Origin of the sequence: Salegentibacter salinarum (genome assembly GCF_900168115.1) — a bacterium.
Lineage (GTDB): Bacteria > Bacteroidota > Bacteroidia > Flavobacteriales > Flavobacteriaceae > Salegentibacter > Salegentibacter salinarum.
In genome coordinates, this window is sequence record NZ_FUZC01000015.1 from 1 (window position 1) to 16,049 (window position 16,049).

The following is a 16,049-nucleotide window of genomic DNA, read 5'->3' on the forward strand; positions in this document are numbered from 1 at the left end:
TTCTCACAATAAATCTTGTTTCAACCATAGGCTCATACACTGTTTCACCTATGTCTGTGAGATCTCCCGCGGTAAGACATATCACTTTCATTCCATATATCCGCATCATCTACACCCTGATCTCCGTATAGCTTTAGGACTTCGCTTTGTATGGCAAGCTCATCCAGATCAGCTATGCCTTATATGATGTTCGTGTTCCTCGGACCGGAACTTTGCCGCAGGCTTCCTTCAGATTCCACCTCACGATGGACACCCTTGCCTTTGGCTAATGATAGGTAGCTATAAACCCCCATAACGGACTTGCACCGTCAAGTGATATGCCATGCACGGCACACCATAAAAAAAGCGCCTCATTACTGAAGCGCTTTTACTCTTTCTATAAGAAAAATTAGTCTCTTACTTTCGCTAATTTATCTTCTCTAATGTTATTTTTTCGCATATCAGATAGCACGTGAATGGCTTCTTCAACGTAAACATCCCTGCTTAAATTACTATGCCAACGATCTCTTTTTTCTTTCAAGATAGTATCGTTCTCAAACATTTCTTCTTCATAAGGCAAGGAAGTAAAAGTCAGGTTCGTTTTATAATCGTTTATGGAGTCAAAGCTTTTTGCCATTTCCTGATTTCTTTCTGCAGTGGCCGCATATTCTTCAAAGTTAAGAGAATGTGCACTGTTTTCACTCTGGTCTTTAATCCATTTGGCGTGCTGCTCAATGCGCTTTAACTGCTCATTAGAGTTCATTCGCTCTTTACTTTCAGAAATGGTTTTTTCAAAATCTACATAACCATCCCAAACTTCATATTTAGCCGGATCAATCTTATCCCACGGCAACGGATTGTCCTGGTCTTTTTCCCCAATATCTACAAAGCTGTAACGGTCTGGAACCACTACATCACTTTTCACACCTTCTAATTGGGTAGAACCACCATTTACCCTATAAAATTTCTGGGTGGTTAGTTTTAAGGCTCCTACATCTCCAAATTCATTACTTCTCAACCAACGGTTAAGATCTATAACATTTTGAACGGTTCCTTTACCATAGGTTTGTTTACTTCCTATAATAATTGCACGCTTATAATCCTGCATTGCAGCCGCCAGAATTTCTGAGGCTGAAGCTGAAAGTTCGTTCACAAGAATTACCAGTGGACCATCCCAAAGCACCGATGGATCTTCATCTGAAAGTACATCTTTTCTTTGTCCGTTAGATTTAACCTGAACAATTGGGCCTTCTTCAATAAATAGTCCGGCAATATCTACTACGGTTTTTAAAGAACCTCCACCATTATTTCTAAGGTCAAGGACAAGACCGTCCATATCTTTTTCTTTTAATCGAATAATATCTTTCTTGATATCTGAAGCAGCATTTCGCTCTTCATAATCTTCCATATTAAAGTAGAACTTAGGCAAATTAATTACACCAAAATTCTTCCCTTCCTGCTCAACCATAGCCGTTTTAGCATAGGTTTCTTCAATTTCAACAATATCACGGGTTAAAGTGATTTCTTCAATATTACCCATTAACTTTTTGCGAACTGTGAGGGTGACTTTAGAATCTTTCGGGCCTTTAATTAAGTCTACCGCATCTTCCAGGCGCATCCCTACAATACTCACAGGATCTTCTTCATCTTCCTGCTGTACTTTTAAAATTTCATCACCTTCAGAAAGTTCTTCACTTCTCCAGGCAGGACCACCAGATATAACTTCGGTTACTGTAATATTGTCGCTTTTCTTTTGAAGACGGGCACCAATTCCTTCCAGCTTCCCAGACATGGCTATATCAAACCTATCTTTATCCTGAGGAGCGAGATATAGGGTATGCGGATCAAAAGATTCGACAATTGCATTTAGATAGACTGAGAAATAATCTTTACGGTCCAAATCATCTGTAAAATCATAGTATTCATCCAAAGAACTTAAAGTTACCTCGCGGGCGTCTTTTTCAAGTTCTTCTTTAGATTTCATCTCATAATCCGGGTCTTCTTCTTTTTTCATTTCTTCATCTTCCACTTTGTCGTGATAAGTGATAAGGGTAGAAAATTTAAGCTGCTTTCTCCAACGCTCTTTTAGCTCTTTTTTGGATGACACATATTCAGCTTCAGAAAAGTCTGTATTTATATCTTCAGCTTCAGAAAAATCAAAAGGTTCTTTCAGGATTTCTTTGTAGATTTTTCGCGCTTCTTCAGATCGTTTTTGAAGTCGGTTATAAGTAAGATCAAAAAAACCGATTTCCTTTTCATTAATCTGGTCGTCTATTTTATCTCTATACTCATTAAATTCTTCAATATCACTGGCATAAAAGAATCGTTTAGACCCATCTAAGCCTCCAAGATACTTATCGTAAACTCCTTCAGAAAATTCATCATTAATCTCCCTTGCATCATAGTGACCTTCATTTAAAACATAGGTAATAAGATCTATAAGAAGTTTATCTTTGTTAGGATCGTCAAATTTTTTAGTAGTAAAACTACAGGAAGTAGCCGCCATTAAAAGCACCACCACCAAGATTTTAAAATTCCTTTTCATAAATAGCATAAATTTCATCATTAACAGCTGCCCAAAATACATTAAAAATTGTGCCAATAAAGCTAATAGGTAATAATAATTTGTTAAACTACTAAGATAAGGTTTCTTGTTGAAATTACTATTTTAGCTCCTATAAAAAATAGGCTATGACAAAGAAAAAACCATTAATACTGGTTACTAATGACGATGGTATTACCGCTCCCGGAATACGAACTCTAATTGAGGTGATGAAAGAACTGGGTGATGTAGTAGTAGTGGCACCGGATAGCCCACAAAGCGGAATGGGACACGCCATAACCATTAGTGATACTTTATTTTGTGAACAGGTGACAATTAAAGAAAATTACAAGCATAAGGAATACAGCTGCTCCGGGACCCCGGCCGACTGTGTTAAAATCGCCACCCAGGAAATTTTACACCGTAAACCCGATCTTTGTGTGAGCGGAATTAACCACGGTTCAAATTCTTCTATAAACGTTATTTATTCGGGAACTATGAGCGCAGCGGTAGAAGCCGGTGTAGAAGGAATCCCCGCAATTGGATTTTCATTATTAGATTATTCTTTGAATGCCGATTTTGAACCTGCCAGAAAATATGTAAAAGCCATAACAAAAAACGTAATTAAAAACGGACTACCAAAAGGGGTGGTTCTGAACGTCAATATTCCGAAACTTAAGGCCTCAGAAATTAAAGGAATGAAGGTGTGCCGGCAGGCCAACGCCCAATGGGAAGAAGAATTTGATAAAAGAACAAATCCGCAGGGACGGGAATATTACTGGCTTACCGGGAAATTTGTGAATAAAGATAAAGGTGAAGACACTGACGAATGGGCGCTTGAAAAAGGCTATGTCTCGGTGGTGCCCGTACAATTTGATCTAACAGCACATCACTTTCTAGACGATTTAAATAACTGGGAGCTTAATGATTAAGCAAAATATTTTTATAGGGTTTTTAACCGGAATTTCCGCCAATATTGGCGGCATTCTCCTCTATATCCTACTTTTTTCTGAAATGGGAATAGACGAAACTTTAGACAACGCTATTGCTGAAGGTTATTTTGGCAAACTCATTGCCCTGGGAGCTATTTTAAACTTTTTACCTTTTTTCGTATTCCTCAGGAAAAAACAAATTTATCATGCAAGAGGTGTACTTATGGCCAGTATTATTGCTGCAATTAGCATTTTTATTTCAAAAATTATCTAAATGAAACCAGCAGGCTGCTGAACCCTAATTCTAATATTGGGGTAAAAATTATAAATATGAAATATTACATAATCGCAGGAGAAGCTTCAGGAGACCTTCACGCATCTAACCTAATGCGCGCTTTGAAACAAACCGATCCAGAAGCTGAATTCAGGTTTTGGGGTGGTGATCTTATGCAGGCGCAGGGCGGAGAACTTGTTAAACATTACCGCGAACTTGCTTTTATGGGATTTGCCGAAGTACTTTTTAACCTAAAAACAATTCTGAAGAATATTTCGTTTTGTAAAGAGGATATAAGTTCTTTCAATCCAGACGCTATCATTTTTATAGATTATCCCGGCTTCAATTTAAGGATTGCCAAATGGGCCAAAAAGGAAGGTTACCAGACGCATTTTTATATTTCTCCACAAATCTGGGCCTGGAAAGAAAACCGAATTCAGGCGATAAAGCGGGACATAGATCATATGTACGTGATCCTACCGTTTGAAAAAGAATTTTATGAAGAAAAACATAATTTCCCGGTTCATTTTGTTGGTCACCCGCTCATAGACGCCATAGGCCAAAAAGATCTTCCCGATGTACCGGCAGTGAAAAATGAATATCAGTTAGACGAAAGGCCAATAATTGCAGTTTTACCCGGAAGTCGAAAACAGGAAATATCAAAAATGCTGGAAGTAATGCTAAGTATTACGCCAGATTTCCCTGAATACCAGTTTGTAATTGGTGGTGCTCCCAGCCAAGATGCTGAATTTTATGCTCCTTTTATTAAGCAGAAGAATATAAAACTGATTATGAACAGGACTTACGATTTGCTAAGTCTTTCTCACGCCGCATTGGTCACGTCAGGAACTGCTACCTTAGAAACCGCATTATTTAAAATACCAGAAGTGGTTTGCTATAAAGGCAACTATATTTCCTACCAAATCGCTCGTCGAATAGTAAACCTGGATTATATTTCTTTGGTCAATCTAATTATGAAACGAGAAGTTGTAAAAGAGTTAATTCAGGACGATTTTAATACGAAAATGCTCAAAAAAGAGTTTAAGAAGATACTGGAGAAAGAAAATCGTACGAGAATCTTTAAAGATTACTTTGAACTGGAAAGAAAACTGGGCGGAAAAGGCGCCAGCGAGAAAACAGCTCAATTAATTGTAGAAGCGATTAAAAATTGATCTATGAAGAAAGCTTTTAAGTTACTTTTTTTAAGTTTTTTTGCCCTAAGCATTATTTCCTGCGGAAGTTCGCGCTCTAAGGTAATTACCACTAAAAGCGAAGATAATCGCTCCGAAAGAGTTTCTCATTCAAGAAATACTGAAATTGAACCCGTAGATAACAAAGTTTATAACATCATTTCTAAAGCCAAAAGTTTTGAAGGCACGCGATACAAATATGGTGGCACTACCAAAAGGGGTATGGACTGCTCCGGACTTATATACACGGCCTTTTTAGAAGAAGAAATCGCTGTTCCGAGAACTTCCCGCGCAATGTCTTTAGAAGGCGAACGTCTTTATATGAAACAGGTAACTCCCGGCGATTTATTATTTTTTGAAACCGACAAAAACCGAAAAGTAATTAACCATGTTGGTTTGGTGGTAGAAAGAGAACGGGAAAATATTTATTTTATTCATTCTTCTACCTCTCGCGGGGTTATTATTTCTTCACTTTCTGAACCTTATTGGAATGGAGCTTTTGTAATGGCTCGCCGAATTTTATAATTTTTAGTAATCACCGGATTTTTATTTGAAATTCCCGGCACGGCTCTTTTCATTTTTTTCGGTTTTCACTTTCTTATTTTCACAGCAGGTTTTCTAAGGGCACGAAATTATTTAAGCCCTGGCAACCACGGTTAAAAGTCACAAAATATTTTTGAGGATTATTAAGCGTAAGCATCGCAGCTCAAATTGGATTTTGCCAATAGGTCTATTCTATTTTCATCAATTCCCGGGTTTATTCTTTCTTTCTAACCTGGTTGTTTTACCGGTACTGGGAATTATTTTAGGATTTGTTATTTTGGTAATTCTACTTTCCCTGCTTGATTTACTCCCAAACTTTATAGCTGAAACTTATGGAACGTTAATCAGTATATTGAATCCATTCATCTCCTGGGTGGTGGGAAAAGAAGAATTTGTTTTCACCGATATCCACTTCAATATTTAGCAAAAGCTAAGTGCGTATTTATTAATTTTCTTTTTCATTCTTTTACTTTATCAGAAAAGCTTCAGAAAACCTATTTTCTTTCTCTGCGGAATTTTGTTATTCCGGGGAAGTATGTTTTAAAGTAAATGGCAAAATTCAGCTTCAGAAAGCATCGTTTTTCATAAACTAAGAAAGACAGGGATAGGAATTTAAAAAGAGGAAAAGCTAATTTTATATCATAATTTAGATGATGAGATTCAGAAAGAAATTCGGCTAAAGATTATAAAACCGGCCGGAATATTGATCAAATTGAAGAAAAACGAATTCCAGATATTTTAGCGTTTTCTGAAACTTCAGTTTTAATTATAGACAGCAGTGCAATCTACAGGCTCAAAGATTTTAAACTCGCACTAATCTTACTCCGGTCTTCACCAAAAGTGAACTTAGAACGGCTTATACAGCATTTAAATCCTGAAATAATTATTGTTGACGGAAGCAAATACCATAGTTATGTAGCTCGCTGGGCAAATACAGCAAAAGAACAAAAAACCCGTTTTCACCATACGGGTAAAACGGGGCTTTTCGCATCTCAACTGAACCATAGGGTCCACTCTCAACTAACACTTAAATTTTGCTCGATAATCGAGACGATATTTCAATCAAAAGAACCTTTAAATTTCTCCTGGTAATCTGCAAAAGCTTCTTTTGAAGTCATTTTTTTATATTCATCTTTCGCAAAAAGCTTCAAATATAATTCCAGTTGCTGTGGTGTCCTATACCCCGGAATAGGAGCGATTAAATTTGCTTCTTCATCAAAGAAAACAAGACTTGGGTATCCTGTAATTTTTAGCGCTCTAGCTAATTGATGCGAGGAATTTCTTCTTTTTTTCTTTTCAGGATCGTATTGTGGGTTTTCAAAAATCTGACCTTTAAAATCTATTTCTTCTTCACCTTCAGCATTAAATTTTACCGGATAATAATGTTCATTTACATATTCAATTACATCAGCGTTGGTAAAGGTATTTTTATCCAGCATTTTGCAGGGACCACACCAAACGGTATAGGCATCCATAAAGATCTTTTTAGGTTCCTCTTTTTGAGCTTCCAAAGCCTCATTCATACTCATCCATTTAATTTCCTGCGCCTGTGCATTTATTCCAACTAACAGAAAAATTATGGTAATTATTCTAATCATAAATCGCATTTTTTTTACTTTTTTACTTTAAACAAAAAACGTTCCTAAAATTAAGAACGTTTTTTGGTTTTAAATGCCATTTTTAATTTATTTCCTGTCTCTTTCGGTATCGGCAATTTCATATTGTTCCTGTTCCAGCATTTCCCTCTCGTTATCTTCAGCACCGTGAGTAAGACGCTTTAAAGGTTTTAGCATAAATATCACTATTAAACCGAAGACCGTGGTAAATATGGTAATGCCAATAAAGGTTCTAAACTCTAATTTAGTTTGAACTTCTTCGATCACAAAATCACCATAATATCCAACTTTATCTTCTTCCTGCCTGAAATTAAGCATCACGTGATAAGGATCCTGGGCGGTTGCCCCTTCCTTTTTCAGGTTTGCTATAATTTCTGATTTCCGATCATCATTTTCAAAGTTCATGAGTTCCATTACAGGCTCACCAGATTCCATATTTGTTACTGCAATCTCATTATTCTCGAGATAAACAAAACCATTAAAGGTAAAATCATTTTTATTCTGAATTATGGTGTCATTTAATTGCAATCTATTAGCCACATCATCGGCTTCTGTGCTTAATTGAACAGTAGCTGGTTCCCCCTGGGAGAATTCACCAATAAGTCCCGCCATTTTATTTCCAAGTCCTGTAGCAGCAAAATAAACACCCATCATAAGAGAGGCATACTTAACCGGTGCCAATTTGGTAATAAATGAAAGCGCCACCGGGGAAGAACAAAGTTCTCCAATAGTATGTAGTAAGTAAGCCAAGACTAACCAATACATAGCTGATTTACTTTCAAAAGCTGAATATTCCTGAGAAGCTATAGCCATAAATACGAAACCAAGACCCATAATAATTACCCCGGTAGCCATTTTAAAAATTGAAGAAGCTTCTTTATTCTTCAGCTTTCTTTTTGCCCAGAAATTCGCCACAATTACTCCAAAAATAATAATGAACATAGCATTTAAGGACTGAAACCAGGTTGCAGGTACTTCATTACCAATAAGCGGTAAGGTTACCGAAAGTGTTCTGTCAGTTTTATCTGCTGCGTAAATGTTCATTAGTCCTCCAGCCTGCTCAAAAGCACCCCAAAAAACAACAACAAGCAGGAATGATAAGATCATTACTACATACCTGTCTTTCATTACCTGCGTAGTAAGATCCTTATACACCATAAGCATCAAAGCGATTACCAGGGTTAAGAAAATAAACAGTAAACCAAACGGAATAGATTCTGCAATTAGAAAATATATAGAACCTACCATTAGAATTGAAGTAATAGTAAGTTGTATAGGAGATTTTAAAAGTTCACTAAACATCTTACTAAGAGACGCTCCTTCATTACGTTCTACCTTAGATAAAAGGTTACCAACATTTACTAAGTACTTTTGACCCCATAGGTAAACGATAAGTCCAAAAGCCATTGCAATACCTGCAAGTCCAAAGCCATAGTGCCAACCAATATTTTCACCAACATAACCAACTATCAAACTGGAAAGAAAAGCACCAAGATTAATCCCTATATAAAATATGGTAAAACCTTTGTCTCGTCTAATATCACCGGCCTTATAAAGACCTCCTACCATTGTAGAAATATTAGGTTTAAGCATCCCAACACCAACAATAATTAATCCCAGACCACTATAAAACGCCCACATCTCTTCCACGGCTAAAATACCATGACCAGCTACAAGGATAATTCCACCCCATAACACCGTCTTCTTTTGACCTAATAATTTATCTGCTATAATCCCTCCCGGAATCGATGCCACATAAACTAACATGGTATACCAACCGTAAAGGGCGATGGCTTCACCACCTGTCCAACCAAGACCTGCGTTTCCACCGGTTGTTGCACTTACTAAATATAAAACGAGAATAGCACGCATTCCATAATAGGAAAAGCGTTCCCACATTTCGGTAAAAAATAAAATATACAGGCCTATTGGGTGCCCGAATAATTCTTTTTGCGGAACTCTGTTTGTAACTGTTGCCATTTAGCTTATAGTTTTTCTTTAATAAAATCGGTCATCATTGTGTAGAGGTGTAACCTTGTATTTCCACCGTAAATTCCGTGATTTCTATCCGGATAAATTGCCCAGTCAAATTGTTTGTTGGCCTGTACTAAAGCTTCTACCATTCTCATCGTATTCTGAAGGTGTACATTATCATCTCCCCCACCGTGAATTAAAAGATAATCTCCTTTTAATTTCTCTACGTGATTAATTGGGGAATTTTCATCGTAACCTGAAGGATTTTCCTGTGGGGTAGTCATATATCTTTCGGTATAGATAGTATCGTAGAATCTCCAGCTAATTACTGGCGCTACAGCTATGGCCATAGAGAAAGTATCATTTCCTTTTAAGATTGCGTTAGATGACATAAATCCACCATAACTCCAGCCCCAAATTCCAATTCGGTTTTCATCTATATAATCTCTGGCGCCAAGTTTTTGTGCAGCAGCAATTTGATCTTCTACTTCGTATTTACCAAGTTCATTTTGAGTCACCTTTTTAAAATCGGCTCCTTTAAACCCGGTTCCTCTACCATCTACGGTAACGATGATATAACCTTCATTGGCAAGTAGTTGATACCAGTAATCATTGGTCCCGAAATAAGAGTTGGAAACCGACTGTGAACCTGGACCTGAATATTGAAACATCAACAACGGATATTCTTTATTTTTATCAAAATCGGTTGGCTTAATCATAGACATATTAAGCTCATTGCCGTTTATTTCTATGGTGGTCAAATCTTTAGGAGCGAAATTATAAGCTGCTTCCTTTTCAAGTAGAGCAGAATTATCTTTAATCTTTCTTACCAGCTTTCCGTTTTTAGCATTGTGAAGCGTGAATTCATACGGATTCTCAATACTGGTGTAAGAGTTGATAAAATAAGTATAATCTGCACTAAAATCGGCGCTATTGGTTCCTTCTTTTTCGGTTAAACGTTTTTTACTCTTCCCGTTTATTTTAATGGAATATACATCGCGGTTTACGCTTCCGTTTTCGGTGCTTTGGTAAAAGATTCTCTTAGAATCTTCATCATACCCATAATAATTGGTCACTTCCCATGCTCCTTCGGTAACCTGGTTTTCTAAGTCCCCGTCTTCATCATAGAGGTAAATATGGTTCCAACCGTCTTTTTCGCTGGTCCAGATAAAGCTGTTATCTTCAAGGAAAGTTAAGTTGTTAGTGATATCTATATAAGCCTCGTCGGTTTCGTTCATTACCACTTCGGCTTCATTGTCTTCAGCATCAACAAAAATAAGATCTAAATTATTTTGATGTCTATTTAAAACCTGAACACTTAAAATTTCAGCATCCTGCGTCCATTTTATTCTCGGAATATAAAAATCTTCGTAATCGCCTAAATCTACTTTTTCGCTTTCTTCAGTAGCTAACTCATAAGTATAAAGGGAAACTTCAGAATTAACCTCTCCGGCTTTAGGGTATTTAAAAACCTGCTGACTCGGGTATAAATCCTGCCCAAAAATATCCATTGAAAATTCCGGAACTTCGGTTTCATCAAATTTCAGATAAGCTAAATGAGTTCCACTTTTATTCCAGTCGAACGCTCTAACAAAAGCAAATTCTTCCTCATACACCCAGTCGGTCACCCCGTTGATTATAGTGTTTTTCTCACCATCTGTAGTTACCTGTGTTTCTTCACCCGAAGCAATATCGTAGGTATAGATATTATTTTCAAAAACATACGCCACTTTAGAAGCATCGGGAGAAAAAGTAGGCTCCTGCACTTTATTGTCACTTAATTTGGTAAGGCTTTTATCCTCCACATCATAGAAATAATAAATTCCACGAGACGAGCGTCTGTAAATTTGCTCCAGTTCTGTAGAAAGCAAAATTTTATCTTCGTCTTCACTTAGTTCAAATCCCTGAAATCCGGAAATTTCACTAAGATCTTCACTGTTTAATAAGCTTCTAACTTTTTCCCCGCTCTTATAAGAATAAACATCTATGCTGGTGGTATTGGCGTTGCGGTCGCGATTTAAAACCAGGTATTCCTTACCATTATCTAAAGATTGTAGGGATTGTAAACGTTCCTGCCTAAAGGTACCGTCGTAGATTTCTTCGAGGCTAATTTCCTTATCCTGCGCGTAAATTGTTGAGGTTGCCGCTATTAACAACCCAACCAGTATTTTAGAGAACTTCATAAAATTTATAGAATGAATTTTGATTGCCAAGTTTACTAAATTTTCAGCAAAAAAAGTAGGATTTGAGTGTTAAATACTAAGGATTTGTTAAAGAAATATTCACTCCGACTTTCTAAAATAGGAATAACCGCTTCCCTTAAATAACAATTGTATCTTTGCGCTCTATAAATTAGCTTAAAAATGATAAAACCTATCAGCGGCTTTTCCAAACTTACCAAGAAGGAAAAAATAGACTGGTTGGCTGAAACCTACCTGAAAGACCGCCCCGAAGATGTTGCCATTCTTAGACAATACTGGAACGAAGATTCCGGGTTACAACAACTTCACGACGAATTTACCGAAAACACCTTATCTAATTTCTATTTGCCTTTTGGCCTGGCCCCAAATTTCCTGGTTAACGGAGATTTACTCGCAATTCCTATGGCGATTGAAGAAAGTTCAGTAATTGCAGCGGCGAGTAAAGCGGCTAAATTCTGGAGAACCCGCGGCGGATTTAAAGCTACAGTGATAGATACTAAAAAGATAGGCCAGGTGCATTTTAATTTCTTTGGAAATAAAGAGAAACTAAAACAGTTTTTTGAAGCCACCAAACCAAAACTTCTTGAAGCGGTAAAACCAATTACTCACAATATGGAAAAACGCGGCGGTGGAGTTTTGGATATAAAACTGCGAGATAAAACAGCTGAAATCACTAATTATTATCAGTTGCATTGCGAGTTTGAAACCAAAGATTCTATGGGTGCTAATTTTATAAATTCCTGCCTGGAAAAATTTGCCGAAGTATTTGAAAATGAAGCCCAGCAGTATGCCGATTTTTCTTCCGAAGAAAAGAATATCGAAATAATAATGAGTATTCTTTCCAATTATGTACCGGAATGTTTAGTACGAGCTGAAGTTTCCTGCCCGGTAGAAGAACTCAATGAAAATAAAGATTTAAATGGAGAGGATTTCGCTAACAAATTTATCCAGGCAGTAAATATTGCAGAAGTTGAACCTTACCGAGCCGTGACCCACAACAAAGGAATTATGAATGGAATTGATGCGGTAGTTTTGGCTACAGGCAACGATTTTAGAGCGGTAGAAGCTGGAATCCATGCTTACGCCGCCAGAAACGGAAAATATACAAGCTTAACCCACGCCAGTCTTGAAAACGGTATTTTTAAATTCTGGATTGAAATTCCTTTAGCGCTTGGAACTGTCGGCGGATTAACTAGTTTACATCCTTTAGTAAAACTGGCTTTAGATATTTTACAGCAGCCTACTGCCAGGGAATTGATGAAAGTTGTGGCCGTTGCCGGACTTGCACAGAATTTTGCAGCGATTAATTCATTAACAACGACAGGTATTCAGCAAGGGCATATGAAAATGCATTTAATGAATATTTTAAATCAACATAAAGCCACAGAAGCCGAAAAGACAATACTTATTCAATACTTCACAAATAACACTGTAACCCACAGCAGCGCGGTAGAAGAATTGCAAAAATTAAGAAATTCATGAAAGAGTTTTACAGCAACGGAAAACTTTTAATTACCGGGGAATACGCGGTTTTAGACGGCGCAAAAGCATTGGCCGTACCTACAAAATTTGGTCAGTCGCTGGAAAACAAAGCCTCTGATGCAAAAAACATTCAATGGAATAGTTTTGATGAAAACGAGAAACTTTGGTTCCAGGGTGAGTTTGAATTTAAAAATGGAAAAATTGAGTTAATTTCAGGAGAAGAAAGTACCGGAAGAAAACTTCAGCAAATATTAAATGAAGCCCACCGCTTAAACCCCGAATTATTTTCTGAAGAAAAAGGAGGAATCGAAGTAAATACCCAATTGAATTTCAATAAAAATTGGGGCTTAGGGACTTCTTCAACTTTAATAAACAATATTGCCGGCTGGTTTGAAATTGATGCCTACAAGCTGCTTAAAAACACTTTTGGAGGCAGTGGTTATGATATCGCCGCAGCACAAAATAATCAGCCGATAACTTATCAGGTTACCGAGAATGGTCCTTCGGTTTTAAAAGCTAATTTTTATCCCGAATTTTCAGGTAATATCTTTTTTGTTTATCTAAACGAGAAAAAGAACAGCCGTGAGGCTATCGCACATTACAAAGCACTACCAGCGGCCAATAAAAAAGGACTTACAGAAAAAATATCTTCCCTGACCGAGCAATTTAATAACTGCAACAGCCTAAAAGAATTTGAGCTTTTAATCAATATTCACGAGACTTTACTTTCAAAAGCTTTGCAAACACCTAAAGTAAAACACGAACGATTTTCCGACTTTCCGGGAGCAGTAAAAAGCCTTGGTGGCTGGGGTGGTGACTTTGTTATGGTAACAGGGGAAAAAGATGAGGTTTTTAAATATTTCGGCAAAAAGGGTTTCTCTACTATTTTTGCCTTCGAGGATATCGTTCTTTAAAAAAAACGGTTTTCAAGAGCTTAGACGCTGATACGATTCCGAATCATCGGGATGGGTGACGCAGGATCATAATTGTAATACACGAGATAATCTGCGAATTACTGGCAATTGAGTTTGAGATTACTTCACTCCGTTCGTAATGACGTTTTTTTTCACTTTTTGCTCAACAAATCTTAGCAAAAAAAGCCCCGGTAAAATTCACCGGGGCTTTCTGTATCTAAAGGCTTATTCTGTTAGTAGAATCTCGCACGATTATCTTCTATATCAGCTTTTTCGCGAAGTGCTTCAAAAAGTCTTTCAGAAGCGTTTTGTCTTCTTTTAGTAGTTTCCTGTTCTGCAATTCCACTGTAAGAATTCATTTCCGGTGCTTCATTTTTACTTTCAAGCTCCACAACATAAACTCCTTTTTCCCCGGCAATAGGATTACTTACCGTTCCTGGTTCTAAAGCGAAAACAGATCCTACAACCTCCGGCTCTCTCCCTGCACCCGGTAAAGTTGGGCTTGAAAGGTTAACCGAATTGGCCGTTTGTACCATAGTATTATTAGCAGAAGCGATTTCCTGAAGGTCTTTACTATTAATTTTCCCTTTAAGAATCTCAGCTTTCTTTTCTTTAGTAAGAATAGGAATTACTTTAGACGAAGCATTTTCAGCCGTCATAAGTCCATCTTTGTTTTTAGCAGTTAATTGTGCTACAACATATCCTGAAGGAATATCAAAACGTCTAATATCACCAACGCTAGCATCATCTTCAAAAGCCCACTGTACAATTCTTCTTTGGTTTCCTACTCCAGGAATGTTTTCATCTAAAGCTTTTACATTATTAACGGTTCTAACGTTATAATCGCCTTCTTTTGCAACTTCGTCGAAATCTCCTTCTCCTGCTGCTATTTCAAACTTGGTAGTTTCGTTAAATAAATTATTTCTTGAACGTTCTGAAGCTTCCAATTCTCTTGCGATAGTCGCAATTTTTACCGCTTTTTCTCTTTCAGTTTGCTCTTCAATATGAATAACGTGGTAACCAAAATCGGTTTCTACAACCCCAACATCTCCAGGATTATTATCAAATACATAGCTATCAAATTCAGGTACCATAGTTCCAGGACCAAAATATCCAAGATCTCCCCCATCTTCGCTATTAGAACGGTCTGAGGAGAATTCAGCAGCCAGTTCATCAAACTTATCTTTATCTCCTCTTACAACATTTACAAGACTATCGGCCAAAGCTTCTGCTTCCTCCTTACTCCTGGTTACATCTGGAGCAAATTGTTGCCCCTGATAAGCCACAAGAATATGGCTTGCTTTGGTTGAATCTGGAATTTGTTTGGTTTCTACTAATTTTGAAAGTTTAAAATACCCATTGTGCTGGTATGGCCCAAAAGTTTCTCCTTCTTCTAAATTAAAAAGCTCATCGGCAAATTCTGAAGGCAATTCGTTTTTGAACATAAACCTGTCTTCGTAAGGAAGATCTGAATTTGCTTCTACAAAATCTTCATAATCATTTGTAGTATTGAAGCCCGCAAGCGTATCGTTACTACTGGTTACCGCGTTATATTCAACACGGCTTTCTAATAAACCAGTTAAAGCTTCTTCAGCTTCCTGCACATCTTCCTCTGATGCTTCTTCTTCAAAATAAACATATCTAATGTTTCTTGAAGCTTCGGTTTCAAATTGTGACGGATTTTCTTTTATATAATCTCTAATTTCATCTTTACTCACATCAACCTCATCATCTGGAATAGAAGAATAAGGCAACTGTACAAAACGTAGATCTACGCTGTTGTTCTCAAATTGATGCGCTTGTTTAGCTTCGGTTAAAGTAGCACCTATCCCCGCGGTCACCATAGAAAAATACATATTCTGGCGTGCCATATCCCCCATATTGCTTTCCATTTGCAACCATTGCTGATAAGCTTCGGGCTGGGTAGATCTGATGCTGGCAATATATTCACGAACACGGTTTTCGTCAAACATTCCGGCTTCGTTTCTAAAAGCAGGATTATTCCCCATTTGGGTACGCATCACCTCTCTAATTTGAGCTTTACCGGCCCTTATTCCAAGCTTTTCCATTTCTTCCTTAAGAATGGTTTCGCGAAGGGTTTGTTCCCAAACCTGGTTTACTGCCTGGGCAGTGCTCGCGTTGGAGCCCATGTTTCGCTGGTAAGCTTCTACCTGCCGGGCAAAATCTTCCCTACTCACCTCTTCATCATTAATAGTTGCGATGGTATTCTGGTCTTTTTGCGAAGAAAAACCGCCGTTACGAATCACATCTGCAAGCACAAAAGAAAAAAGTGCCAGTGCAATGATGATGATCAAGAAAACAGAACGCTGTCTGATTTTATTTAATACTGCCATTTGTAGTTGTTATTTTATCGAAATATAGTGGGCGAAAATAATGTTTTT

The 16,049-nt window shown here is 37.4% G+C and carries 12 protein-coding genes; 7 read left to right on the forward strand and 5 right to left on the reverse strand.

What is annotated here, in order from left to right; genetic code table 11:
• Positions 1 to 388: 388 nt before the first annotated feature.
• Positions 389 to 2,524, reverse strand: a complete 2,136-nt coding sequence (locus B5X53_RS15420; RefSeq protein ID WP_079714175.1) for a carboxy terminal-processing peptidase — start codon at positions 2,522 to 2,524, stop codon at positions 389 to 391.
• A 146-nt stretch (positions 2,525 to 2,670) separates the two neighbouring features.
• Between B5X53_RS15420 and surE the strand changes: the two genes are divergently transcribed.
• From surE to B5X53_RS15445, 5 genes are all read left to right on the forward strand, one after another.
• Positions 2,671 to 3,453, forward strand: a complete 783-nt coding sequence (surE, locus tag B5X53_RS15425; protein WP_079714130.1) for a 5'/3'-nucleotidase SurE — start codon at positions 2,671 to 2,673, stop codon at positions 3,451 to 3,453.
• Positions 3,446 to 3,727 (forward strand): hypothetical protein, encoded by a 282-nt coding sequence (locus B5X53_RS15430; protein ID WP_079714131.1) that lies wholly within the window; start codon positions 3,446 to 3,448, stop codon positions 3,725 to 3,727. The genes surE and B5X53_RS15430 overlap by 8 nt, the downstream gene beginning before the upstream one ends.
• Before the next feature lie 56 nt (positions 3,728 to 3,783).
• Positions 3,784 to 4,899 (forward strand): lipid-A-disaccharide synthase, encoded by a 1,116-nt coding sequence (lpxB, locus tag B5X53_RS15435; RefSeq protein ID WP_079714132.1) that lies wholly within the window; start codon positions 3,784 to 3,786, stop codon positions 4,897 to 4,899.
• A gap of 3 nt (positions 4,900 to 4,902) precedes the next feature.
• A complete protein-coding gene (locus B5X53_RS15440; RefSeq protein ID WP_079714133.1) occupies positions 4,903 to 5,442 on the forward strand; it encodes a C40 family peptidase in 540 nt (179 codons plus the stop codon).
• Positions 5,443 to 5,635: 193 nt separating this feature from the next.
• Positions 5,636 to 5,884 (forward strand): ComEC/Rec2 family competence protein, encoded by a 249-nt coding sequence (locus B5X53_RS15445; RefSeq protein WP_157822087.1) that lies wholly within the window; start codon positions 5,636 to 5,638, stop codon positions 5,882 to 5,884.
• Between the two features lie 634 nt (positions 5,885 to 6,518).
• Here B5X53_RS15445 and B5X53_RS15450 read toward each other — a convergent pair.
• The 3 genes from B5X53_RS15450 to B5X53_RS15460 form a co-directional block, all read right to left on the reverse strand.
• Entirely contained in the window at positions 6,519 to 7,058 is a 540-nt protein-coding gene (locus tag B5X53_RS15450) for a thioredoxin family protein (RefSeq protein WP_079714135.1), read from the reverse strand.
• Between the two features lie 87 nt (positions 7,059 to 7,145).
• Positions 7,146 to 9,056, reverse strand: coding sequence for a peptide MFS transporter (locus B5X53_RS15455; protein ID WP_079714136.1), 1,911 nt, complete (start codon positions 9,054 to 9,056; stop codon positions 7,146 to 7,148).
• Between the two features lie 5 nt (positions 9,057 to 9,061).
• The gene (locus B5X53_RS15460) at positions 9,062 to 11,233 is read right to left on the reverse strand and encodes a S9 family peptidase (RefSeq protein ID WP_079714176.1); all 2,172 of its coding nucleotides are present in this window, start codon (positions 11,231 to 11,233) and stop codon (positions 9,062 to 9,064) included.
• Positions 11,234 to 11,413: 180 nt separating this feature from the next.
• On the opposite strand from B5X53_RS15460, the gene B5X53_RS15465 reads away from it, so the two are divergent.
• Positions 11,414 to 12,733, forward strand: a complete 1,320-nt coding sequence (locus tag B5X53_RS15465; protein WP_079714137.1) for a hydroxymethylglutaryl-CoA reductase, degradative — start codon at positions 11,414 to 11,416, stop codon at positions 12,731 to 12,733.
• On the forward strand, positions 12,730 to 13,647 hold the full coding sequence (locus B5X53_RS15470) for a GYDIA family GHMP kinase (RefSeq protein WP_079714138.1): 918 nt from the start codon (positions 12,730 to 12,732) through the stop codon (positions 13,645 to 13,647). Before B5X53_RS15465 ends, B5X53_RS15470 begins: the two co-directional genes overlap by 4 nt.
• Positions 13,648 to 13,880: 233 nt before the next feature.
• Here B5X53_RS15470 and B5X53_RS15475 read toward each other — a convergent pair whose 3' ends face one another.
• Complete coding sequence (locus tag B5X53_RS15475) at positions 13,881 to 16,001, reverse strand: peptidylprolyl isomerase (protein WP_079714139.1); 2,121 nt, start codon at positions 15,999 to 16,001, stop codon at positions 13,881 to 13,883.
• Positions 16,002 to 16,049 lie beyond the last annotated feature (48 nt).

What these genes read in the sequence shown, in the direction of transcription:
- B5X53_RS15420 (WP_079714175.1), bottom strand. Translation starts at nt 2,524, where the DNA reads ATGAAAAGGAATTTTAAAATCTTGGTGGTGGTGCTTTTAATGGCGGCT.
- surE (WP_079714130.1), top strand. Translation starts at nt 2,671, where the DNA reads ATGACAAAGAAAAAACCATTAATACTGGTTACTAATGACGATGGTATT.
- B5X53_RS15430 (WP_079714131.1), top strand. Translation starts at nt 3,446, where the DNA reads ATGATTAAGCAAAATATTTTTATAGGGTTTTTAACCGGAATTTCCGCC.
- lpxB (WP_079714132.1), top strand. Translation starts at nt 3,784, where the DNA reads ATGAAATATTACATAATCGCAGGAGAAGCTTCAGGAGACCTTCACGCA.
- B5X53_RS15440 (WP_079714133.1), top strand. Translation starts at nt 4,903, where the DNA reads ATGAAGAAAGCTTTTAAGTTACTTTTTTTAAGTTTTTTTGCCCTAAGC.
- B5X53_RS15450 (WP_079714135.1), bottom strand. Translation starts at nt 7,058, where the DNA reads ATGATTAGAATAATTACCATAATTTTTCTGTTAGTTGGAATAAATGCA.
- B5X53_RS15455 (WP_079714136.1), bottom strand. Translation starts at nt 9,056, where the DNA reads ATGGCAACAGTTACAAACAGAGTTCCGCAAAAAGAATTATTCGGGCAC.
- B5X53_RS15460 (WP_079714176.1), bottom strand. Translation starts at nt 11,233, where the DNA reads ATGAAGTTCTCTAAAATACTGGTTGGGTTGTTAATAGCGGCAACCTCA.
- B5X53_RS15465 (WP_079714137.1), top strand. Translation starts at nt 11,414, where the DNA reads ATGATAAAACCTATCAGCGGCTTTTCCAAACTTACCAAGAAGGAAAAA.
- B5X53_RS15470 (WP_079714138.1), top strand. Translation starts at nt 12,730, where the DNA reads ATGAAAGAGTTTTACAGCAACGGAAAACTTTTAATTACCGGGGAATAC.
- B5X53_RS15475 (WP_079714139.1), bottom strand. Translation starts at nt 16,001, where the DNA reads ATGGCAGTATTAAATAAAATCAGACAGCGTTCTGTTTTCTTGATCATC.